This is a genomic window from Lacrimispora sp. (genome assembly GCF_032078915.1).
Classification (GTDB): Bacteria; Bacillota; Clostridia; order Lachnospirales; family Lachnospiraceae; genus Lacrimispora.
On record NZ_DAMAUN010000074.1, the window covers coordinates 1 to 23,214 of the forward strand.

General features: G+C 44.4%; 17 protein-coding genes and 1 pseudogene. 7 read left to right on the forward strand and 11 right to left on the reverse strand.

Features of this window, described 5'->3' with window-relative positions; all coding sequences use genetic code 11:
* Positions 1-811: lipopolysaccharide biosynthesis protein (locus RT269_RS22715; RefSeq protein WP_313186044.1), on the reverse strand; the 811-nt coding region annotated here is incomplete at its 3' end.
* Between the two features lie 154 nt (positions 812-965).
* Here RT269_RS22715 and RT269_RS22720 point away from each other — a divergent pair.
* Positions 966-2,417: a L,D-transpeptidase gene (locus RT269_RS22720; RefSeq protein ID WP_313186046.1), complete on the forward strand. Its 1,452-nt coding sequence runs from the start codon at positions 966-968 to the stop codon at positions 2,415-2,417.
* A gap of 80 nt (positions 2,418-2,497) precedes the next feature.
* On the opposite strand, the gene RT269_RS22725 is transcribed toward RT269_RS22720, so the two are convergent.
* The 7 genes from RT269_RS22725 to glf form a co-directional block, all read right to left on the reverse strand.
* Positions 2,498-3,484, reverse strand: a complete 987-nt coding sequence (locus RT269_RS22725; RefSeq protein WP_313186048.1) for a glycosyltransferase family 2 protein — start codon at positions 3,482-3,484, stop codon at positions 2,498-2,500.
* An 81-nt stretch (positions 3,485-3,565) separates the two neighbouring features.
* Positions 3,566-4,534 (reverse strand): ATP-grasp domain-containing protein, encoded by a 969-nt coding sequence (locus tag RT269_RS22730; protein WP_313186050.1) that lies wholly within the window; start codon positions 4,532-4,534, stop codon positions 3,566-3,568.
* Positions 4,535-4,627: 93 nt separating this feature from the next.
* The gene (locus tag RT269_RS22735; RefSeq protein WP_313186052.1) at positions 4,628-5,734 is read right to left on the reverse strand and encodes a DegT/DnrJ/EryC1/StrS family aminotransferase; all 1,107 of its coding nucleotides are present in this window, start codon (positions 5,732-5,734) and stop codon (positions 4,628-4,630) included.
* A gap of 21 nt (positions 5,735-5,755) precedes the next feature.
* On the reverse strand, positions 5,756-6,676 hold the full coding sequence (locus tag RT269_RS22740; protein WP_313186053.1) for a glycosyltransferase family 2 protein: 921 nt from the start codon (positions 6,674-6,676) through the stop codon (positions 5,756-5,758).
* Between the two features lie 27 nt (positions 6,677-6,703).
* On the reverse strand, positions 6,704-7,585 hold the full coding sequence (locus RT269_RS22745) for a glycosyltransferase family 2 protein (RefSeq protein ID WP_313186055.1): 882 nt from the start codon (positions 7,583-7,585) through the stop codon (positions 6,704-6,706).
* Positions 7,586-7,597: 12 nt separating this feature from the next.
* Positions 7,598-8,575, reverse strand: a complete 978-nt coding sequence (locus RT269_RS22750; protein ID WP_313186057.1) for a glycosyltransferase family 8 protein — start codon at positions 8,573-8,575, stop codon at positions 7,598-7,600.
* Between the two features lie 109 nt (positions 8,576-8,684).
* Positions 8,685-9,785, reverse strand: coding sequence for a UDP-galactopyranose mutase (gene glf / locus RT269_RS22755; RefSeq protein ID WP_313186059.1), 1,101 nt, complete (start codon positions 9,783-9,785; stop codon positions 8,685-8,687).
* 205 nt (positions 9,786-9,990) lie between these two features.
* Between glf and RT269_RS22760 the strand changes: the two genes are divergently transcribed.
* The 6 genes and pseudogenes from RT269_RS22760 (at position 9,991) to RT269_RS22785 (ending at position 19,181) form a co-directional block, all read left to right on the forward strand.
* Positions 9,991-10,743, forward strand: coding sequence for a LytR/AlgR family response regulator transcription factor (locus RT269_RS22760; protein ID WP_313186061.1), 753 nt, complete (start codon positions 9,991-9,993; stop codon positions 10,741-10,743).
* 2 nt (positions 10,744-10,745) lie between these two features.
* Positions 10,746-12,056 carry an ATP-binding protein gene (locus tag RT269_RS22765; protein ID WP_313186062.1) on the forward strand — a complete coding sequence of 437 codons (1,311 nt, stop codon included), beginning with the start codon at positions 10,746-10,748 and terminating at the stop codon, positions 12,054-12,056.
* Positions 12,057-12,282: 226 nt separating this feature from the next.
* Positions 12,283-12,686, forward strand: a pseudogene (locus RT269_RS22770) (IS30 family transposase); the annotation flags it as partial.
* A 553-nt stretch (positions 12,687-13,239) separates the two neighbouring features.
* On the forward strand, positions 13,240-18,189 hold the full coding sequence (locus RT269_RS22775; protein ID WP_313186064.1) for an S-layer homology domain-containing protein: 4,950 nt from the start codon (positions 13,240-13,242) through the stop codon (positions 18,187-18,189).
* A 222-nt stretch (positions 18,190-18,411) separates the two neighbouring features.
* Positions 18,412-18,561, forward strand: a complete 150-nt coding sequence (locus RT269_RS22780; protein ID WP_054790204.1) for a cyclic lactone autoinducer peptide — start codon at positions 18,412-18,414, stop codon at positions 18,559-18,561.
* A 32-nt stretch (positions 18,562-18,593) separates the two neighbouring features.
* A complete protein-coding gene (locus tag RT269_RS22785; protein ID WP_313186066.1) occupies positions 18,594-19,181 on the forward strand; it encodes an accessory gene regulator B family protein in 588 nt (195 codons plus the stop codon).
* A gap of 277 nt (positions 19,182-19,458) precedes the next feature.
* On the opposite strand, the gene RT269_RS22790 is transcribed toward RT269_RS22785, so the two are convergent.
* From RT269_RS22790 to RT269_RS22800, 3 genes are all read right to left on the reverse strand, one after another.
* A complete protein-coding gene (locus RT269_RS22790) occupies positions 19,459-20,505 on the reverse strand; it encodes an ABC transporter permease (protein ID WP_313186068.1) in 1,047 nt (348 codons plus the stop codon).
* 4 nt (positions 20,506-20,509) lie between these two features.
* Positions 20,510-22,009 carry a sugar ABC transporter ATP-binding protein gene (locus RT269_RS22795; RefSeq protein WP_313186070.1) on the reverse strand — a complete coding sequence of 500 codons (1,500 nt, stop codon included), beginning with the start codon at positions 22,007-22,009 and terminating at the stop codon, positions 20,510-20,512.
* Between the two features lie 77 nt (positions 22,010-22,086).
* A complete protein-coding gene (locus RT269_RS22800) occupies positions 22,087-23,211 on the reverse strand; it encodes a substrate-binding domain-containing protein (protein ID WP_313186072.1) in 1,125 nt (374 codons plus the stop codon).
* Between the last annotated feature and the right edge of the window lie 3 nt (positions 23,212-23,214).

Here is a 23,214-nt window from a genome sequence, read left to right on the forward strand (position 1 = left end):
GAAGCATGACCGACTGGATTGCCGCCCCAAGATTGTTAGCAATCAGAGCAGGAAACTGGTTTCCTCTTGAGTATTGCCCCATCATGGCGGAATTATATAATTTCCCGATGACTAGCCCGTAAACATTATTAAATACTGTATCAATAAGGCCGGAGCATAGTATCTTCCAGCCATAAGAGAACAATTCCTTCGCCTTCTTAACGGAAAACAGAAGCCTTGGCCTCCACTTCACCAGAAACACCAGCATGATCATTAAGAAAAAGCTGTAGAAAAACTGCTGCATGGCAAGGGCCCACAGACCCAGTCCCCTGTATGCCAGAAATACGCCGATAATACCGGAGCAAAGGGCGGCAAAAAGGCTTGCCAGACAAAGTTTCCGAAACTCCATATTCCTGGCGACCACAGCAGACTGCACGGAGGTGACGGCACCAAAAAACAGGGTCACAGAAAGGACCCGGAGCACGGTCGTAAAAACAGGCTGTCCATAAAAGGAAGCAATGGCCGGAGCCGAGAAAAAGAGAATTACATATAAAACAAAAGCAATGGCTCCGCTGATATAAAATGCAGAGGAATAATCAGCCTCATCCACCGTCCGTTTCTGGATCAGGGAGGTATTAAACCCGCTTTGGACAAACACATTTCCAATGGTAATAAATATCATGATGAGCATGACTTCCCCGGACTCTGCCGGTGTCAGCATCCTGGCAAGCAGAACCGAAACAAGGAACTGAATCCCCTGTGTACCCCCGTTTTCCATCACTTTCCAGAACAGGCCGGAAAGGACCTTTTTTTTCATATTTTCCTGGTACATACTGGCTTTTCTCCTTGCTCTACCAATTTACATTTACGCCTTATTGTACTATATTCCCCAATAAATGTAAATCGTATATAGCATTTTGAACTTACTTGTGTTAGAGTATAAAGGAATATAATTTTCATTTTTAGAATTCAGGAGGTTTTAAATTATGCGTAAACTGACACGAAGCCTGACGCTTCTCTGCCTGACGGCTGCTCTTGTTTCCGGACAGGCCTCCCTTGCATGGGCAGATGAAGCATATGGACCGGGATTTAAGAATGGTGTCCCCATCAGTCAGAGCGACGGGCAGTCTGAAGATCAGAACCAGACGAACACCCAGACGCAGGAAGACGTAACTACAGATGAAGCGGAAAACGCTTTGGCAAATGCCGGTATAGACATTGGAAAAGAAGGGGAAGGCGGCGGCGAAGACGGCGAGGTAGATGAAGCCACCAGAGCTGCTCAGGAAGCGTTAAAGGCCAATTTCCCACGTCTCCAGACTACCGTTATGGTCGGTGACAGCAACTGGTCACAGCCTTTTGTAAATGATGCATGGATCACAAATAACGGACAGGGCTTTCACGGAATGTCCACCTTTCTTACCAACATTGTTGGAAACGTGCTTTACCGGACCTATACCTCCAGCACCGGCTGGTCTCCATGGGTTATAAACGGACAGCAGACTACCAACTATGCCAACGACATAAACATCGAAGCAGTGCAGATGAGGTTTTCCGGTTATGTGAATAACCAGTTCGACCTCTACTATACCGCACAGTTGGAAGACGGGACCACCATGGACTGGGCAAAGAATGGGACCACTACAGGAACCATGGGAACCGGCCATTACATAACAGGACTGAGAATGGCCTTTTACGCCAAGAATTCCCAGTTCCCTTATGCCACGGAGAAGCCTCTGATTTCCGCCGTTGCAGACGGAATGCGGCAGATCGACGGCGGCCTCCGTTACTTTAACGGAGATGGAACCTCCTTCACCGGCTGGGCATGGGCAGGCAATGAACGTTACTATTTCCAGGATTCCTATCCGGTGACCGGCTGGCAGTATCTTGACGGCTACAAATATTACTTCGACGAGTCCGGAAGAATGCTCTCTGATTTAGAGCCAATTATCGGCGCTAAAGGGCCATTCCTCATCAGCATCAACAAAACCATGAACTGCATGACCATCTTCGCAAAAGATGGGAACAACGGTTTTATTATTCCGTTAAAATCCTTTTTGACCTCCACCGGACCGGATACCCCTCTTGGGACATACCAGACTCCGGAAAAGTACCGCTGGAGGGATATGAATCACGGAATCTTTACCCAGTACGCAACCCGTATCTGGAAGGGCTTCTTAATTCATTCCATTTTGTACAGCAAACCTAACAATATGACGCTGGATCCAATGACTTATAATTATATGAGCATTGCTCAGTCAGCGGGATGCGTCCGGCTCCTCTCCGGAGATGCCAAGTGGGTATATGATCACTGTGCTCTTGGAACTACCGTAACGATTTACGAATCACTGGTTCCAGGCCCCTATGAGAGACCGGCCATTGAACAGATCATACCAGAAACCCAGACCTGGGATCCTACTGATCCTAATATTGCAAGATAACCTGGGCAGATAACTTTATACGAATAAAAAGCATGGGCAGGAAACGGATTATACCGGATCCTGCCCATATTTTTGCCGCTTTACCGTTTCTTTCCCAGGAATATCTTCCTTAACAGCCTATAAGCTCCCGGAGCCCGGTACTCGGCCTGAATAAAAAACCTGGTTCTTGGTGTCAATTCTTTATAATACCTGGCGTACTCCGGGTTCACGATCTCCTTAAACTGCCTGGTATTGACCATGGTATGATAATAAGTCCGTTTTGCCGCACTATCCGCAGCTTCCTTTAAGCGGCCCTCTGTGGCAACGTTAAATTCTTCATATACCTTTTTCATCCGCTCCCAGTAACTCTTCTGCTTTTGGGCGTAATTCCCGCTTTTTCCTTCCATGGTCCAGGAGCCTGCTACTCCCACCCGGTAGGCACTCATAGGTTCATCCATGTAATAGCCGTACCCTTTTTCAGCCGCCATCATCTGCAGGGGAGTATCTCCCACTGGGCAATCCACGTAATAATCCGGAAGTTCCTTCACAAGGCGGGAGGGAAATGCCATGGAAGACATGGCATAACCGGAAGGCTTGTCCACGATCTCTTCCGGCGTGATCACCCGGTTTCCCCTGTAAGGACGCATCTGTTTTTCTGTCAGAGCCCTTCCTATCAGTTCGATTTTAGCACTGTGTATACAAAGGGTGCAGTCTGGATGGGCTTCCATGTAATCCACCTGCTTTTGCATCTTATCCGGTGTCGTCCAGTAATCATCTCCGTCGCACATGAAAATGTATTTACCTTTGACCCGGGGGAAATTAAACGCTCCGCTGATATTGTCGATTCCCTGAGAATACTGGTTCTCTGTCTGTATGAGGGGTTTCACCTTATCCGGGTATTTTTCTGCATATTCTCTTATAATATCCCCCGTCCCATCGGTGGATGCGTCATCATGGACCAGAATCTCAAATTCAAAATCCGTCTTCTGCATGAGAAAGCTGTCCAAGGCCTGCCTGATATAAGCCCCATGGTTAAAGGTCACACAATTAATGCTGGCCATAATGTTTGATTCGGAACTGCCGCTCATTCCTCTCCGCCCTTTCCTGCATCTGCTTTTGTAATATAACTTATCTTCACTTGTAACTGCCCGTCCATCCGATTATGGGAATTATTTTTTACTTCCCATAATATATTCCTCATATTTTCTTGCAATATACATGCCCTTAATACCTTCTAAGGGTTCTATGCCCTCTCCGGTAAAGCATCTTAAATGGTTGGTGACACAATCGTATCCTGCCAGACAGGAAAACTCCACGCCGCCGGAAAAACGGGGATTGCACTCCAGCATATGATACGATCCATCCTCTGTCTGAATGAACTCAAAGTTCACGCAGCCGTTGATACCAAGGGCATTGGCTATATCCCTGCACGCTGCTTCCAGAACCGGATCTAAAAACACCAGCACCGAGGTTCCTGCTCCGTTCGGGGTCCGCAAAAGCTCCTTCCGGCATACGGCAACGCTCTCTCCTGTTTCCGCCTGCCTTACCACGTCCACGGTAATGATGCTTCCCTGATAATAGGGCTGTACGATCAGCCCCTCAGAATCCCCGCATTCCAGAAAGCCTTTCATCTCGTCAAGGGATTGTATATAGCGAAGCCCCTGACTGCTTCTTCCGTTAAAGGGTTTGATAACCGCAGGATAGGAAAGGCGCTCCGGGTCCGCTTCCAAAAGCTCCAGAGTGGGAATGGGATTACCTGTGCCCTTTTCCATAAGAAAACGGTACAGCTCCCTTTTATCCCTGCATAGGAGAAGGGTTTCCTTCGATGACAGACATAATGTCACCGAAGCAAGAGCCAGTTCATCCCTGTAGCGGTTCCACACGTCTACCTCCACATCTGTGAGAACAATCAGCATTTTTGCCTGTTCCTCCCTGCATATTTTCAGGATGGAGTTCACATACCGTTTCTCGTCTGTTGCAAGGGGAACCTGGTAAAAGGATGCCACATTCCCGGAATCCGCAATCCATTCTGCCGGATAAATATCACAGCCAACTACCCGGAGGCCGTCTTTTTTTAAGTTTTTTATAACGATATCTGCTGAAAATGACCCAATCGCAGTCACCAGTGCTGTATTCATAATTTCCTCTTTTCTGCTCTGTTACCCAGGGCATATAGGTATCCCTATATGGGGCTTCCTCTTTCCTTTTCTTTCCTTTCCTATCCTTTCCTCCTATCTGGCACCTAGAATAACGGCGCAGATACGGTCGACTTGATCCAGGGAAAGTTCTGCATATAAAGGCAGGGTCAGTACGCTTTCTGCCGCCTTTTTCGCCACAGGAAGATGTACATTTGAAAAACGCTCCCGATAGCATTCAAAGTCAGTGATCAGAGGATAAAAATACTTTCTCGCAAAGATATGGTGAGTGGCCAGCAGCTCATAAACCTCATTTCGTGTTAGAGAGAAGCCATCAAAGGCCACGGGAAAATAAGCATAATTCTGGCTGATGCCTTCTTTGGGGCTCATCAGGCGGATTCCCGGTACTCCCTCCAAATGTTCCCGGTACCGTTCTGCCACAAGCCTGCGTTTTTCAATGTTATCCTTCACATGGCGAAGGTTGCAGATACCCATAGCAGCCTGAAACTCATTCATTTTTGCATTGCCGCCGATATATTCTACGGTTTCCTTACCGGTGATGCCGAAATTTTTCAAATAATTGAACAAGATCTCCAGGGACGGATCCTGAAAGGTCACAGCACCGCCTTCAATGGTATTAAACACCTTTGTGGCATGGAAACTGAACATGGAAGCGTCTCCGTAGGTCCCGATCCCTCTCCCATTTACTTCTACGCCAAAGGCATGTGCAGCATCATAAATTACCTTTAAATTATGTTTTTTCGCGATTTTTTCAATTATATCTACATCACAGATATTTCCATAAACATGTACCGGTAAAATAGCGGTCGTCTTTTCTGTAATCAACGCTTCAATCTTATCCGGATCAATGGTATAATCCTCTTCCCGGATATCGCAGAACACAGGAGTTAAGTTATTTCTTACAATGGCATGGGTGGTGGACGCGAAAGAAAACGGGGTGGTGATCACCTCGCCGGATAGATTCATGGCCTGGAGCGCCATTTCAAGAGCCATATGTCCATTGACAAACAAAAGAAGCTTCTGTACTTTTAAATACTCCTTTAACTGCTCCATCAGTTTTTCATGAAATTCTCCCATATTCGTCATCCAGGCAGTTTCCCAGATCGGCTTGATCTCTTCTATAAATTCTTCATAGGAAGGCATGGAAGCCCTCGTCACTAATATGTCCTCTATGTTGTCCATGCGTTATCCTCCATTTTCCGGTCAGATGGAAAACATCTGGCCCAGCGTCCGTATAAGGGTGCTTTTCATTAATTTGTATTTCCAAACCGTATAAATCTTTTCCGCTCTGCTTTTCCCGGGCAGTTCGATAAAATGCTCCAGAATCTCTCTTTGCTCTCTGGACATCTCATTACCATAAAGTTTTAAAAACATCTGTGCCTGCACAAACATTTTCCTGTAATTTTCCCGGATCCCATCCCGATTCCGGATCCGCTCCGCATACTGCTCCTTGCCGCTTTTAGATCCCATCTGATTTTCTCCATGCTGCCGGTATAGGACCAGAGGGCGGTCAATGTAGGATATCCTTCCAAAACAGCTTGCCAAAAGCCCCAGCCACCAGTCATGCATAACGCATTCCCTGGGAACCTCAGCCAGGAACCCCAAAAATGCCTTGTTGACCATAACTGTGTTTCCTGTAATATTATTTTCAACCAGATAATGGCTGAACCGGTTATCATGAACTGCGATTTTCTGATATTCCGCCATGGATTTATGAAGAATGCCGCCCTCCTTATCGGTGACCGATAAATCGCCATGGACCAGAAGGGGAACCCCTTCTCCCCATTCCGCTTCCAGCTTCTTCATTTCCCTTAAAGTGACCTCAACCTTATCCGGCAGCCATACATCATCCTGATCACACAGCATGATATACTCATCCGATACCAGTTTAAGCAGGCGGAAGAAATTATTCTGGGCACTGCCGGATCTTTCGCTGTTCCTAAGGCTCCTCACACGGCCCGGATATTGTTCTTCATATTCCCGGATAATGGCAGGGGTACCGTCTGTAGAAAGATCGTCGGAAATCACGATGGACAGATCGGAAAACGTCTGGTTTAAAATAGATTCCAGCTGCTCCCGTATATATTTTTCTCCGTTATAGGATGCAAGCAGCACCGAAACCATATATTTTCCCCCTTTCCACGTTCCCATCTACCAGGACAATCCCACGATCTTTGTCAGAAACCAGATCTCAGCCATGAGAAATGCCAGGAAAGCCTTTACCAGACATTCCTGGAACCGGTTGATCCCCAGATAGTTTTTATAATAGTGAAGCTTGCTCTTATGAAGAATTGCCTGCTTCTTTAATATAGATTTTACGTTTTTATTAATGGACACGGAATGAAGGTGTACATAGGACTGGTTTAAAAGAAGTACCGTCCCGTATCCCTTTTTCTTAAGCTGAAATCCGAGTATCTTTTCTTCATAATACAGAAAGACATCTTCATCATAAAGGCCGCATTCCATCAAAGCATTAATATCCGCCATAAAAAGGGAGCCAAGCACAGCATCTACATAAACGTACCGCTCCTTTTCAAAATCCGCCTTAAGTTCCGGCCGGTCATTAAGCCAGCGGGCAAAAATACGCCGGGTAATTAGGCCGGTATCCAGAAGATCCCCCATCAGGCCGTTGATACGCCAGCTTGACAGCGCCACTTCTCCCGTTCTATCCCTGGTAACTGCCGCAGCAACTCCCAGCCGGCTTATCTTTAAAAAGGAATCCTTCATGGCCTGTATGCAGCCTTCCGTAACCTTAACATCAGGATTTGCTATGAGCACATGGGAAGCGTGAAGCGTCCCATAGGCATACCGGATCCCCTGATTATTGCCGTAACCGTATCCCCCGTTCTTTTCCGAGGTGATAACATGGACCTTTCCGCCCGCAACTGCCTGAAGCCTTGATACGGAATCATCGGTGGAGCAGTTGTCCACGATCACGATAGAATCCAGGATTTTATAATTTACTATGGCGTTTACCAGGCTTATGGTGGTTTCCGGATCATTATAATTGAGAATGATACAGCTAATGTTCATATCCGCTCCTCTTTAAGAACCTTTTCTGGAATTGATTACCTGCATCCCAAACCTGGAGCTTACAAAGTCTCTCACGGCAGGACATAAAAAGGTAGCGTAATCCATCAGGTGATAAGCAGCCATATAAAGACGGCTTCCCTTTTCCCTAGGCGTTCCGGCCCATGGAGTGAGGGAAAGATAATGGTCGTAAGCCCTGCGGTAATGGTTTAAATTCCCCTCTTTCCAGGGTCTTTCGTCCCCCATAAAGTGAAGGATCGCGGGGTGTTTTTTTGCCTCCAGGAACCTGCTTGACCCAAGCTTTCCATACACAGGAGACAGCCTTACCAGATGACTGTACCGGTAATATCGGTAATTGGTAAAAAAGTTATATCGGGGGGATAAAGGTTTTATCCTTCCCTTTAACGCCCCGTTAATGGTATCCTGATCTCCTGCAAACAGCTTCCCGCCCATGGAACAGTAAAAGTCCAGAAGCTGCTTCTGGGCGTTTTCCTCTCTCCAACGGGTCATGTCAATGAGGAGAACACCGGAATTAAAATAAGGAGCTTCGGGTAAAAGACCGATTTCTTCCTTAATGGAAGGGTATATGGTAGGTTCCATGACCGCTCCTAAAAGGAAGGTCCCCAGATCCTTTTCCCATAGCTTTTTTAGGGAAGACAGCACTACCGTATCACAGTCTAAATACAGCACGCGGTCCGTTACCTCCGGGAGAACCTCTCCCATAAATAAGCGGGCCATAATGCTTAAATCAAAACCGCCCGTATCAACTTCATAGGAAAAACGCTCCTTTAAGTCTCCCAGCTCCACGACCGTCAGTTCCCGGCCAAACCCATTTGCCACGATCTTAAGCCGTTCTTTCGTCTCTTCGGACAGGCTCATGGACAAAACATAGATATGGATGTCACCCATGTCCCTGTTATGATCCAAAAGGGAATAAAGGGATACGGCCAGATGCCTGGCATAATTATCGTTGGAAGCGTATACAACGTTCATAGGTTCCTCCAGTTCACGTACATTTCAGGGCATGGAAAATCCAGCCCTGGTTCCGTAGTATTGTACTATATCTGCCATAAAAAGTAAACAGCTATGCCTGTATGCAGGATCAGCCCAACTCCTGTTCTGCCCGGTTCATGGCTGATTCAATGACCTTGTCCATATCGTAGTATTTATATTCTCCTAACCGTCCGCCGAAAATCACATGATCTTCCGTTTCAGCCAAAGCTGCATATTTTAAGAATAATCCCTGATTTTTTTCATCGTTTACCGGATAATAGGGCTCCATGCCCTCGGTCCAGTCTACCGAATATTCCCTGGTTATAACAGATTTAGGCTGAGTTCCGAATTCAAAATGCTTATGCTCAATGATCCTGGTATAAGGAGTTTCCCGGTCCGTATAGTTAACGACTGCCACCCCCTGGTAATTGTCCGTATCCACGACCTGGGTTTCAAACCGCAAGCTCCGGTACTCCAGCTTTCCAAACTGATATCCGTAATAAGCATCAATGGTTCCGGTATAAATCACCCGTTCTCCCAGCCCATCATAATATTCCTTATTTTCCAGATAGTCTGCACCCATTTCCACATCGCAGCCTTCAAACAGCTTTTCAATGATCACATTATATCCGCCTATGGGAATTCCCTGGTATAAGTCGTTGAAGTAGTTGTTGTCATAGGTAAAGCGGACGGGAAGGCGCTTGATGATAAAGGCAGGAAGATCCTTGCAGTCTCTGCCCCACTGTTTCTCCGTATAGCCTTTCACCAACTTTTCATAAATATCCCTGCCTACAAGGCTGATTGCCTGCTCCTCTAAGTTCCGGGGTTCTCCGGTTACAGAAGCTTTCTGCTCTTCGATCTTTGCCTTTGCCTCCGCAGGGGTGGATATTCCCCACATTCTGCTGAAGGTGTTCATATTAAAAGGCATGTTGTACATTTCACCCTTGAAATTTGCCACCGGGCTGTTGGTATAACGGTTAAACTCTGCCATCTCATTGACAAACTGCCAGACCTTCTTGTTGCTGGTATGGAAAATATGGGCTCCGTAGCGGTGTACGTGGATTCCTTCTGTTTCCTCACAGTAAATGTTGCCCCCCATGTGGTCCCTCTTTTCTACCACAAGGCACTTTTTTCCTTTTTGTCTTGCCAGGTACGCGAAAACGCCGGAATAAAGGCCGCCGCCTACCAGCACATAATCATATTTTTTCATGGTTTCCTTCTCCTGTCTCGGTTATAAACTGTCTACATTATACTAAAACCACTTAGAAAAGTAAATGTATGTGCTTATTTACTTCAATAGGATAAATATATAAGTGATTTATATAAGTGATTCATTTGCCAATCTAACTTATTGGAGGTAGAATACCGATATACTTGCTAGATACAAAAGAATAAAGCTTTAGGGGGATGGATATATGTTTAAAGTAGCAATTTGCGATGATGAACAGAATGAAGCTGCGGTAATTAAACAACTTGTAGAAGAATTTATGAAAGATCATGGAATTCTTTACAGCATTCAAATGTTTCATTCTGGTGAGGATCTGACTGCCTCCTCTGTAAGCTTTGATTTCGTCTTTCTGGATATTTCTATGGGAGGAATGAATGGGATTGAAGCGGGAATGAAGCTGTACCAGAGAAACAGAAAGGTCAGGATCATTTATATTACAGGGTTTAATGGATATTGCAGTGATGCAATAAACCGTGCACATGCATTTGCCTATTTGTCAAAACCTGTTAAAAAGGAACAATTATTAGATCATATCAGCGAACTTGTACAGGTCATAGGATTGGATCGAGGCAATGATATCGAGATTGTACTATCAAATGTAACAGAAATAAGCGAAAGCGGGGAAAAAGAATACCCGGCAATTAAAGTATCGGTTTCAAAAATTCTTTATTTTGAATATGTAAAAACTGCACGTAAGATCAGAGTAAAAACAATCAAAAAAACCTATGAGTATATTGGGACAATGACAGATGTAGAGCAGAGAATGGAAATATACGGCTTTGGAACCTGCTACCGCGGAGTGATTGTAAATTTTGAACATGTAGCAAAAGTAAAAGGAGATATGGTCTATTTGAATACGGGAGAAAGGTTACCCTTATCACAAAAGCGGGTAATTGCCTTTAAAGAGCAGTTAAATAATTATGTTCACAGGAGTATTTAACAATGGAAAATAATATATTGTTTTTATCCGGAATCATAGTATCGTGCCTGGTTACAACTATAGTTATATTTCAATTCATGGGCAGCAGGCATAAAAAGGCATTTCATAATAAACAGTTCTACTTTCTCGTTCAAACAGGCGTCAGTATATTCTTAATGGGCATCAATTTATTGCAGCGGCCATTGGTAAATATGCTGAGCTGGGTCATTTCATATGGTTTAGTAAGCTATTTCTTATATTTTGATGATTTTGATAAACCGATGCGAAGGGTTTTGGAAGCGGAGATAATGGTATTGGTATTTGCAGTGTGCGAAGCCGCAGGGGTAGCCTTACTTGATTTTATGTTCTGGAAAATGAATATACCTCCATTGGAGCCGGGTATGGAAATCTTTCTTAATATGACATTTTCCATGTTTGTATTGCTGTTTATGTATTATACTTTTATTTCTCCAGTATGGGGGAGAAACGAAAAAGTCAAATTTACTAAATCACAGTATGTACTTCATTTTATTATTGCCATTTACAGCTTTATGAACATGGTTGTAATAGGAGTTTCCTTCGGGAAAATAAGGGGAGAAGGTATGGGTCTTATTCTGTTAATCAACATGGGATTCATTATATTTGCAGATATGTATTTTTTATATTTTATACGATTTATGGAAGATAATTATCAGTTAAAGGTAAAACTCGAATTATTGGAACAGCAGGCGACGATGCAGTATAAATATTATTTACATCAGGAAAAGAAGCATCAGGAATCTCTTAGCATACTTCATGATGTTGACAAGCATATAGCGGTTATGGAGGGGCTGTATCATGGGGATGATAAAGAAGGGACAATTAATTACATTAAGGAGATCAATACAATCTTAAAGCCTTTGCTCCCACAACAGCTAACCAATAATGGGATTTTAAATATTCTTTTAAATGACAAAATACAAAACACTGAAAAACTACATATCGATTTACAATATGAAATAGGCAATGTTGATTTAAGCTTCATGAATCCAATGGATATTACTACAATCTTTGGTAATTTATTGGACAATGCCATAGAAGCTTGTGCACAAGTGAACGGATCTCCATGGATAAAGTTAAAAATCAGCCCTTATTATGAAATGATAGCAATAAAAGTTGAAAATACTTCAAATAACATCGAAAGATGGAATGAGGGCAGGCCGGTATCACAAAAGGGGGCTAATCACGGAATCGGTTTAAGCAATGTTGAGCGTGCGGTAGAAAAGTACGATGGTTCTATGAATTTAAGCAGTGAAAATGGTATATTCCAGTGCAATGTATTGATTAATATGTAGGAATGGCCGGACGGAACGTCCTCAATTGTAAAATAACTTTCCCGTCTGAAAGGAAACTTAGGTACAAATATTTGAAAATAGCATAGTGAAATCCGTGTTACAAAAAGGCAGGGCGCAGTCCCTGCCTTTCGTGATATATTAAACTTAGCCGGTGGGGAAAGGAGACACTATGGCTAAGTTTTTATCTTATGATGACCGTTTGGAGATTGAAAGTGGACGGAAGGAGATCCTGGTTCCCCTGATCAACCAGGGACAGTCCATACATCAGATTTATTTAAATAATAAGGATGAGCTGATGTGCAGCGAAAAGACTTTATACAATATATAAAGCCAGAACTGAAGGTAGACAGAGGCTGTCGTGTGGGAAGAAACTATCATGATTATGAGGTGTATCTGGATCAGCATCCTGATACAGCCGTGACCCAGATGGATTCTGTAATAAGGAGCAAAGGTGGAAAGGTTCTGCTTACGGTATTTTTTGTAGAGACGTCCTTGATGCTTGCATTCCTAAGAGATGCCAATACCTCTAAGTCAGTAATCGATATTTATGATGAACTATATCATAGGCTGGGAGGGCAGGACTTTCGAAAGTTGTTTCCAATCATTTTGACAGACAACGGAAGTGAATTTTTCAAAATGTGAAGCTCGATTACAAAACGGGAAACTCGGATTGCAATTGAGCAAGAGTTCGTTGAGTTTATAAAGAGAGAGGAGTTCGATACAAAAAAAACCTTTTTGAATACATAAATATCCCAATTACTGCCGGAGAATGTAATATTGAAATTTGTGGGAACCATGCTAAAGTGCTGGGAGTAGACTGCTCAAAAATAAAAGGGGGGATACAATATCGAAACAACATAAAAATCCGCGTATTTAAATCCATGAGCTGCTTTGAGCGAATGCTTCAGTGCGAATGAACCATAGGGGGGCCTTCAAGGATTTTGGGTATTTTTCAGTCAGGTGGAGGTGAATTGAAAGCTGAAATGAGATGATATGAACATAATTTTAATCGATAGGACGATGTCCTGTTTTTTTAACCACGGAGTTAGAGGCGTCTAACTTGCACTTGCACGGAAAGAAATATATAAAAAAGAAAGAAACAGTATTAATCAAAGAAAAATGATAATATACTGCATTGAGGTTAGTGTAAACTAACTCGCTTAAAATTGGAAGGAGTGTGTGCATGTTTAATGGTAAGAAACTATTATTTGCCCTGTTTTTCGTCACAATGCTAAGCGCCACCATTGTACAATCAAATGGTGCTATGGCAGCAGGAACAGTGCAAATCGATGCGCTTTCAAGCGCGACAGTCAGCGGGTCCGTTACGCCGGTCAATCCGGAGAATTATGAGGACGAGCAGGGAACTGAAATCCCTGCAGAGGATAAGGGTTTGCCATACGAGGGTGAATTTGTACTTTCATATTCCTATAACAATGAATATGGCTTTGTTACTATGACAATTAACGAAGAGATGCTAAACGGAAATTTCGTAAATGCTATTACGCATATCGGCTTTAACGATACCAAATATACATATGGCACTGTCAACAAGGATAAATCGAGCTGGTATAAAATTTACGTTCCATATAAATATATCAATGAAGGCGAAAATGACTTATATTTTTATTTAGATGGAATAACGTACAAAGTAAGGTTTAAAACCTCCAGTGCGTTTCAAAAACAATCGATTTCTCCTGTTCTCATTCCACAGGAGGTTGTTCCAGGAAAAAATGAAATGATGAAGCTTGACATCAAATATGATGCTTCTGTGGACATTGAACAATGGTATGAGACTTTTCGTCCGGAATATCTGTCTGTTACTGAGATTTTCACAATCAGTAACTCGTATACAGAGATTGACCCTAAAAACTATGGTGTTAGACTTAATAAAGATGAAAATACATTAACCATTCAGTTTAAGGATTACGACATCAACCAGTTGTATGTATACAGAGTAGAAGTTGCCGTACCGGAATATATCATAACCTATCGAGATGTCATCCTGTATGAAGCGCCTCCGGAATTGACGGGAACATGGCAGGAGGACGGCAATAACAGTTACCGGATTACAGACAAAAACGATGCGTACAGTGTATACCTGAGAGAAATCAGCAAGCTGACGTTGGTCGATTCGAACGGGGAAAGCAAAGTCTTGGTCAAGGATGAAGATTATACCTCGAAATTAGGATTGGTTGAAATCTATCCCAGCGCCTTTGCATCCGGTGAGGAATATACAATCCTGATAAGCCACCCCTCGGTTGCGACGGCCAAGCTGGTGACAACAGCTCCTACTATTTCGCCAATAACCCAGATCGATCTCTTTCTTGATGATGTCATGAAGGGGGAAGCCGTTACTTTCTCGCATGAAAATTCGGAATGGTTAGGTGCAATATCCAAGATCACCGTGTATCAGGCGAATGTGGGTGGGCACGAAGTTACAGATTGGTCCCGAAGCGGCAATACCATAAACATTCCGGCAAGCAACTTCTCGAAAAGGGATAACACGCTGTGGACGCTCACAATCGAGGCAAAGGATTTTGAAGATGTTGTTGCTCCGGTATACGTGATCGGCGAGCCTAATAAATACGATCCTGATCCTGTTTTGCTGGGAAACTGGAAAACACAGGGGGATTTCAGTTTCCTGATCGAACAAAAGGGGGATAAGTATAGCACCTATTTGTGGAGTAAGGTACAAAACGTGCTCCTTGTCGATAAAACGACGGGCGTTGTTAAGAAGCTGGAAGTGAATAAGGATTATACTCAGGGATACACCATCGAGCTTTATGCAAGTAATTTTGTCGCGGGGCATGAGTATGCAATCAGGCTGGTATCCTCGGCTTATAAAACCGCCGTCATAGAAACGGGAGCGCCGCCAATCCCGGTCATCAAACAGCCTGCCGGCATCTTGATAGAGGATATCCTGGAAAATAGAGACCTGCTGATCGCAGCAGACGACGCAGACTGGATTCAGGCAGTTTCATCCATCACAATTACAGATGAAAGAGGTTACTCTGAAACGGTTACAGTGTTGCATAAAGAGGGAAACACGATTATCATCCCTGCAGCAGTGATCCACAATTCCAACATACAAAAGCCGGTTGGAGCTTTTGTTATTAAAATAGCTGCAGCAGGATACGAAGAGTATGTGGATGGATTTTTTGTACTAAAAGATTCCGTTTCTATGACACAAAGCCTGGATAGCGGAAAGGTCAGGCTTACATTTAAGGAGGATAGCTCCCCTGTATATGGTTTCGCAGATTCCGTCACCCGGGTTGAACTCAACGGAAGAAGTTTAAATCCAAGTGAGTACATAAAGGATGTTACAGGTGTTAATATATACATTTCCGAAAAACTGTTGCTGGATGGGGAGAACACCATTCTTGTCGCAAGCAATCAATCTTCTGACCTTATAGTGATATTTGAGTACGATAATGAAGCCTTGAGAACCTTGAAAACAGAGATCGAAGCCTTGATTGAGGATTCAAAATTGAGTGATTCTCAGAAAGAGACTTATTTGAATCAACTAAAAGACGCTGTTACTGTGAAAGAAGTAAATTCCATAAAGATTCAGGTGGAAAAAGAAATCGATGCGTTAAATAGTGAGTCCGGAGACGAGTTTACCCCCAATGAAGACGGCACATACAGCGACGAGGAAGGCAACGCCTATATCAAAGATGGCGATGAGTATATTGCTGTAGAACAGGATGAAAACGGCAATTTTGTGGATAACAACGGCAATGTTTATATTCCGGACGGTGAGGACGGTTTTGGAAAGTATGAATCCAACGGTGACGGAACCTACATTGGTCCAGATGATAAAATCTACATTCCCGATCCTGATAACCTCGGCCAGTTTATCATCAAGAGTGAAGGCACCGGCGAATCGGAAGAATCTGGAGAAGCAGAGGAATCAGAAGAAGAGGAATCAGAAGAATCTGATGAACAAGGAGAGCCTGGGGAAGCAGAAGAACCTGACGGTTCTGACGAATCAGGAGGATCCGGGGAAGTGGAAGAATCGGAGGAACCTGATGAAGCCGGAGAGCCCGGAGAAGTAGAGGAATCTGAATCTGAAGAACCGGGAGAGTCTGGAGAAGTAGAAGAACCTGAAGAGCCTAATGAACCCGAAGAGTCCGGAGAAGTAGAGGAACCAGAGGAGTCTGACGACCCCGGCGAGCCTGGAGAAATAGAGGAATCTGAAGAATCAAACGACCCTGGGGAGTCCGGAGAAGTGGAGGAATCAGAGGAGTCTGACGACCCCGGCGAGCCTGGCGAAGCAGAAGATCCCGGCGAAGCAGAAAATTCCAGTGAATCAGAAGAAACTGAAGAACCAAATGTAAATGCTCCTGACGATTCTGCTGAAGCTGGTGATGGAGACGATACTGAAGACGTAACCGTTCCCGGTGGTTCTACTGTGACAGTACCGGATGGCAATACTGGTAGCGGTTCTACAAGTAGCAGTACATCTGGCAAAGGCAGCAGTTCTTCTTCGTCAGGTAATTCCGGATCTAAAACTGTCACGGTAACATCTGAAAAGAAGCCTAATCAGCCGGTCACGGCGGCGGCTTCCGTTACAGCAACTATGGGCGCGAACGGTTCTACCAATGCGGATATCCCGGATGAGGCCATTATCGACGCCATAGCCAAGGCGCAGTCCGATGCCAAGGCACAAGGTAAGACCGCAAATGGCATTACCATCGAGGTAAATGTCACCGTGCCAAAGGATACAGCCTCTCTTTCAATCACGCTGACACAAGCTGCACTGCAAAGTCTTGCAGACGCAAAGGCGGCAAGCCTTGAGATAAGTAGTGCGCCGGTTTCTATCAGCCTTGATAAAAAGGCATTGGCTGAACTCCAGAAACAGAGTAGTGGCAACGTGACCATCAGCACCACTCCTGTGAAAACCCTTTCCAGCAGTGCAAAGGCCATGATTGATACAAGGCCGGTATATGACATCACGATCAGTTATGTGAAGGACGGAAATACAGCTACGGTTTCAGCCTTGAACGGTGGCGTTGCTACCCTATCCATCCCCTATACGCCTAGCGGCAAGGAAGCCTCGGGCTATCTCTATGGCGTGTATGTGGATGAAAACGGAAATGCCAGCCGTATTGACGGCTCGGTCTATGACGCTAACGCTAGGGTTATCTTGATTCCTGCGGCGCATCTTTCGGTGTACGGTGTGGGTTATACGGCTCCGTCAGCGGAGTTTACGGACATCGCCACTCATTGGGGCAAGGATAACATTGATTATGTGGTTGGACGCGGATTACTGGTGGGAATCTCCGACACTACTTTCTCACCTGACACCGCCATGACCCGCGAAATGCTGGTGACAGCTCTTGGCAGGCTGTCGGAAATCGATACCAAGCTCTACAACACCAGCAGCTTCACCGACGTGGAGGCCGGCACTACTTTCCAACCCTACATCGAATGGGCCTATAAGAAGGGGATCGTTCAGGGCATAGGAAATGGACAGTTCGCTCCTGACCGTGCCATTACCCGAGAGGAAATTGCGGTCATCTTCGCAAACTTTGCCAAGGTTACCGGCTACACCCTGCCGATTACTCGTGAAGCGACCACCTATGCGGACACTTCCAGTGTTGGCAGCAATTACAGCACAGCGGTTAAAGCAATGCAGCAGGCAGGAATTATGATGGGAAGACAGAACAACGAATTCAATCCCAAATCTAATGCTACCCGCGCCGAAGTGTCTGCCATGCTGTACCGGTATATCAGACTGACCATCGATCCCGCTGCAGCACAGGGATGGGCACTAAATGATGATGGACAGTACCTCTACTATAAGGATGGCAAGGCTCTTACCGGCTGGCAGGCGATTGGTGATGAAAGATATTTCTTTACCGTCAACGGAGCATTGCAGACTGGATGGGTGAAAGACGGAGACAATTGGCGTTTCTACTCTGGTAACAAGATGTTCAACGGCTGGTTGGATATCGGGTCAGACGACAACAATAGAACCTACTATTTTATTTCGGACGGTCTTATGGTATCCGGCAAATGGTTGGAGATTGACGGCAGATGGTATTACTTCAACCTCGACGGCTCCCTTGTAAGAAACACCACCATTGACGGGTATGAATTAGATGAACATGGCGTGAGAAAAGATAACTAAGCTTAAATAAAAGAAGCAGCAGGAGCTACAATTGGCTCCTGCTGCTTCTTTATATTCCCTACATTCCATGCGGTAAATAAAAGTTACCCGGACGGAACGCTTTCAGTTGAAGTGCTTACTTCGTGCAAAAAAATCGTCTTTCGTGCTACAAACATTGAAAGCAAATGGTATTTGACTATAATTAAATCATAACTATAAATTACACAAGAAAGGAAGATTAAAATGAAGAAAAATTTCAAAGAAACAGCTTTAACTTTACTTTCAAAGGCAGCATTATCCACATCTAAGAAGGAGGCTAACTCAGCCTGTATCTGCATTGGGTATCAACCTAAAATGCCTGAGAGCGTTACAAAGTTCAAAAAGAACATTTAGTTAAATTTCATGTGTAATAAGTCGACGAAATAATGAAAAGAATAGTTGGTTACATATCAAGAAACATGGTCAAAGATGGTATTATTTTAGAATCAGAGCAAGATATCTATGATTACGGAATAGAATGTCTGCTTTTAAAATTAATACACTATATTTCTTATATAACCATTGCAGTCATGATGCAGCAAGTCTTTGATTTGTTTGTAATGGCATGTGCCTTTTATCCAATACGGGTAAATGCAGGCGGCTATCATGCCAAGACGAGAATAGGCTGCTACTTTGTATCATGTTTGACGGTTTTTTCTGGCCTGATATTTTACAGGCAAGCCTTTAGCGATAAGGTGTATATTATATGTTGGCTGGCTGCTTCTATCATTATCTATTTCAATGCTCCTATCGATAACGAGGGAAAAATCATGAGCCGGTCAGAAATAGAATATTACAAGAAAAAGACCAGAGTGGTTATCATAGTTCTTGGTGTATTAATAGGGGGAGTTTGGGGATTAAATAAAGATTATATCGGCAAAATGTTGATTTGTGGAATTGTAATTTCAGCGATTGCAATATTCATAGAAAAACAAAGAAGAAAATTGAGAGATGAACATGATTCCCAAAAGTAGTTTACTTTTGGGAACCGTTTTTTATATCATATAATTAGAAAAAATAACCCTTCATTTTTACGCTTACATATTTTAAAAAAAGTTTCCAGCTATATTTTTGATATATTATGATAAAGTCACCGGGAAAAGCAAATTCTCCTTTCGAACTCCCGGTTTTCTGTGGGAACGTCCGGGCAAAATCACCGGATGGAAAAAGGGAATTTGGTGATGATACCAGTTTCCCCACTGGTATGATCAACAAATCCCCTTCCTTTGCTCTTATCACAGTCAATAATACTTATGAGACACTTTCATTATGTCTTGTCAGCCTTTCCTTGATCCTCGGTCCTATGATCTGAACCACGATCACCAGAATCAGGATGATTCCCTTGATTGCATCATTGATGAGAGAATCCATCTTAAGTGCAACGATGATCTTATCAATGATCGTATAGGACATGGCTCCAAATAAGATTCCCAGGCATTTGCCCTTTCCTCCGGACATGCTGATGCCTCCTAATACTACTGCCGCAATGGCATACATTTCATAGCTGCTTCCGGTTGTGGCCGGGTCTGAGGAGGCATTCATGGCCACCCATAAAAAGGAGGCAAGCCCTGTCAGGATTCCCGCAAGAACAAATACGGAAACCTTCATGAGACTCACATTGATCCCTGCCATCTGTGCCCCCTTCGCATTGCTTCCCACTGCATATACCTTTTTTCCGTACTTGGTGCTAGTCGTTATGTAAACAAATAATGCTGTCATTAAAATCAGGATCAGTCCCACAGTGGGTACGGTAAGGATCTTCCCGTTTCCAAGGCCGTAAAACGGCTGATAAGAGGACAGCTCCTTGATCATCCGGTATACGCTGCTTCCGCCTCCTGCCAGAGCCTTATCGATATGCTGGCAGATGTATTGGGCAAAGGAACGGAAGATCAGCATGGTCGCTAATGTAACAATAAAGGCCGGCATTTTTATGTATCCCACCAGCAGGCCGTTGATTAAGCCGCAGACCGCACCGAATAAAAGGGCAAACAATAATGTCATCAGAATATGATCTGTGATGTTAAACATGATGACCGACAATCCGCTGTTTAATGCCAGCATGGAACCTACCGATAAATCGATTTCCCCGGTCATACATACCAGTCCCATTCCCAGACCGATGATCCCCACCACTGCCGAATGTCGGAAAATATTCATGGTGCCGCTCCAGGTCAGCCCATTGCTGGTGAGGGCATATACCAAAAAGATCAGTACAAATACGATAATAAAACTGAATTCCCCGCACCATTTGGACAGAACCCCAAGGGACACTCCGTTTTTCTTTTCTCCTGCCTTCATTTCTTTATCCTCCTATTTCCTGGTTCACGGCATTTGTAGAATACAGCATGACCGTAGTATCATTGATTTCATCGTGCTCCAGAATTTTAATCATTCTTCCGTTATAAAAAACAGCACAGAAATCAGCTACCTTCTGGATCTCCGGTATTTCCAGGGTATTGATAAGAATGGTCTTTCCCTTCTTTGCCATTTCCAGTATCAGCTTATAAATCTCAGCCTTGGCTCCTACGTCGATGCCCTGGGTGGGATTATCAAACAGCAGAATATCCGCATCCGTATTCAGCCATCGGGCAATAAATACCTTCTGCTGGTTTCCGCCGCTTAAGGATAGAATGGAATCGGAGCTGCTTCTGGCCTTGATATTTAACAGGGTCTTAAACGCTTCAAACCGCTCTTCTTCCTTCCGTTTTTGAATGTGAGGCCTGCATGCCGATAAGGTATGCTCCGCCAGGTACATGTTTTCCAGCAGATTCATGTCCGGGATGACGGAATTTTCTTTCCGGTTGGAAGCAAGCATGGCGATTTTGGACATCATGGCTTTATGAATCGAATGGGAGGGCACCTTTTTCCCCCTGACCTTCATTTCTCCTGATATAGCCTCAGTAACCCCGAACATGCACTGCATCAGTTCGCTGCTTCCGGAGCCTTGCAGTCCGGTCAGTCCGATGATCTGGCCTTTTTTAACCTTTAGGGACACTTGTTCAAATCCAGGCCCTGAAAAATCATGAAGCTCCAGAACCACTTCACCGGGTTTTCTCTTTTCATAGACCTCTCCGGCAGAATAATTCTCTCCTACCATCAGCCCTGTTACCTCTTCCGGAGTCGTATCCCCAATGGCGCCGTCTCCTATGAATTCCCCATTACGGAATACAGTATACCGGTCAGCCAGTTCAAAAATCTCCGGCATTTTGTGGGAAATAAAAATAAAGGAGGTTCCTGCCTTTTTTAAATGATTGACAATGCTGAACAAATGCCTTACTTCTTCGTTATTTAAGGAAGTGGTAGGTTCATCTAAGATCAGCAGCTTTGCCTTAAAGAACAGCGCCTTTGCGATCTCCAGCATCTGCTTCTGGCTGGTCTTTAAATTCTCCACCAGCTCACCTGGATTTATGTCAACCCCAAGTTCATGGAATAACCTCTCCGTTTCTTCTATCATCTTTCGTTTGTTCAGTTTTCCAAGCCTGTTCTGGTACTCTTTCCCAAGAAAAATATTTTCATAGACCTTTAAATCGTTAAACAGATTTAGTTCCTGATGGACAAAGGCAATTCCCAGTTCCTCCGATTGTCTGATGGTGATGGTATCGATTTCTTTTCCGTCAAATGCAATGGTTCCGCTGTCTTTGGGAAATACTCCTGTCAGCACGTTCATCAAAGTCGACTTCCCTGCTCCGTTTTCTCCAAGCAGGGCATGGACCTCTCCCTGTTCGACCGTTAAGCGGACCCCCTTTAATACCTGGACTCCGTTAAACGCCTTGCTGATCCCACTCATTTCCAATAAACTCATCTCTCAACCTCCGGTTTTATAAAAGGGGCCGTTCCGAAAGCGACGAACGGCCCCTTTTGTCCCTCAGATCATTATTTCTAAAAGGATGGGTACTCAGTTACATTTTCTGATGTTACATTTTCGCAGGCGATCACATGATCCTGGGTCACCTGTTTTCCATCTAAGTAATCCACCATGTCTTCAATTGCTGTCTGAATCATGGATGGGCTGTAGGTTACTGACATGATGCCTCCGCATTTTGATGCGATATCCTCATAGGTTTTCCCCCGAAGGACTTCGTACAGTTCATCAAGGCCGCCGCAGCCGGTAATGACCGGTTTGCCGGAAAGGAAGGTTTCTTTGGTTGCTTCATCAATTCCGCCTCCGGAAAGAGCCTCTAAGATTCCCATGGCAAGCTCATCATCTTCTGCATAAAACCATTTGATGTTGGCATTTTTGCTGTCTCCCATCAGGGATTCAAAAGATGTTTTTGTGTCTGAACGGCTCCAGTTCATTGCTCCGGAATATGTAATGGACTTTAAGTCATCCTGGCTCCATTTCTTATCTGCATTTATGACTTCTCCGCCAAATTCCAATTCTCCTGTCAAGTATTTGGTAAAGCCCTCATTCCGCAGTGTGGTAACGGAAGATGTGTCGCCTTCATAAACGTAGATCGGCTCTCCCGGTGTAAGTCCCAGGGATACGAAATAAGCGGCAGCACCTGCGCCGATGCCGGAATTATCGCCTTTTACATTGGACACGGCCTTACCGGACACGCCGTCAATGATCCGGTCAAATGCCACATAAGGGATCCCTGCATCGATCACGCCCTGAATGGCGGACTGCACCGTATCATCAATAGGCTGGATGACCATGGCAATATCCGTCTCTCCCTTGGAAACGATATCCTCGATGTTCCGGATCTGCTCTGCCGCATTGGCTGAGGTGATCAGTTCCGCGGTGTAAGTGCCGTTTTCATTTACTTCCTGGATCTTCTGTTTCGCAAAGGTAGCCACAGAACCGGTCCAGCCATGATCCTCTGGTACGGTCAGAACATAAATATGAGTACCTTCTTTCACGGTCTCTGTTTCTTTCACAGTTTCCGCCGATGTTGACTCCACCTTTGCTGCCGCTGTTGTGGTGTCTGCCGGTTTTACCTGGGAACATGCAGTTCCTGCTGCTGCCACCAATGCCGCCAAAATAATTGCTGCTGCTTTTTTCATATT

Coding starts and splice junctions, on each gene's coding strand:
- RT269_RS22720 (WP_313186046.1), top strand. CDS start 966: ATGCGTAAACTGACACGAAGCCTGACGCTTCTCTGCCTGACGGCTGCT.
- RT269_RS22725 (WP_313186048.1), bottom strand. CDS start 3,484: ATGAGCGGCAGTTCCGAATCAAACATTATGGCCAGCATTAATTGTGTG.
- RT269_RS22730 (WP_313186050.1), bottom strand. CDS start 4,534: ATGAATACAGCACTGGTGACTGCGATTGGGTCATTTTCAGCAGATATC.
- RT269_RS22735 (WP_313186052.1), bottom strand. CDS start 5,734: ATGGACAACATAGAGGACATATTAGTGACGAGGGCTTCCATGCCTTCC.
- RT269_RS22740 (WP_313186053.1), bottom strand. CDS start 6,676: ATGGTTTCGGTGCTGCTTGCATCCTATAACGGAGAAAAATATATACGG.
- RT269_RS22745 (WP_313186055.1), bottom strand. CDS start 7,585: ATGAACATTAGCTGTATCATTCTCAATTATAATGATCCGGAAACCACC.
- RT269_RS22750 (WP_313186057.1), bottom strand. CDS start 8,575: ATGAACGTTGTATACGCTTCCAACGATAATTATGCCAGGCATCTGGCC.
- glf (WP_313186059.1), bottom strand. CDS start 9,785: ATGAAAAAATATGATTATGTGCTGGTAGGCGGCGGCCTTTATTCCGGC.
- RT269_RS22760 (WP_313186061.1), top strand. CDS start 9,991: ATGTTTAAAGTAGCAATTTGCGATGATGAACAGAATGAAGCTGCGGTA.
- RT269_RS22765 (WP_313186062.1), top strand. CDS start 10,746: ATGGAAAATAATATATTGTTTTTATCCGGAATCATAGTATCGTGCCTG.
- RT269_RS22775 (WP_313186064.1), top strand. CDS start 13,240: ATGTTTAATGGTAAGAAACTATTATTTGCCCTGTTTTTCGTCACAATG.
- RT269_RS22780 (WP_054790204.1), top strand. CDS start 18,412: ATGAAGAAAAATTTCAAAGAAACAGCTTTAACTTTACTTTCAAAGGCA.
- RT269_RS22785 (WP_313186066.1), top strand. CDS start 18,594: ATGAAAAGAATAGTTGGTTACATATCAAGAAACATGGTCAAAGATGGT.
- RT269_RS22790 (WP_313186068.1), bottom strand. CDS start 20,505: ATGAAGGCAGGAGAAAAGAAAAACGGAGTGTCCCTTGGGGTTCTGTCC.
- RT269_RS22795 (WP_313186070.1), bottom strand. CDS start 22,009: ATGAGTTTATTGGAAATGAGTGGGATCAGCAAGGCGTTTAACGGAGTC.
- RT269_RS22800 (WP_313186072.1), bottom strand. CDS start 23,211: ATGAAAAAAGCAGCAGCAATTATTTTGGCGGCATTGGTGGCAGCAGCA.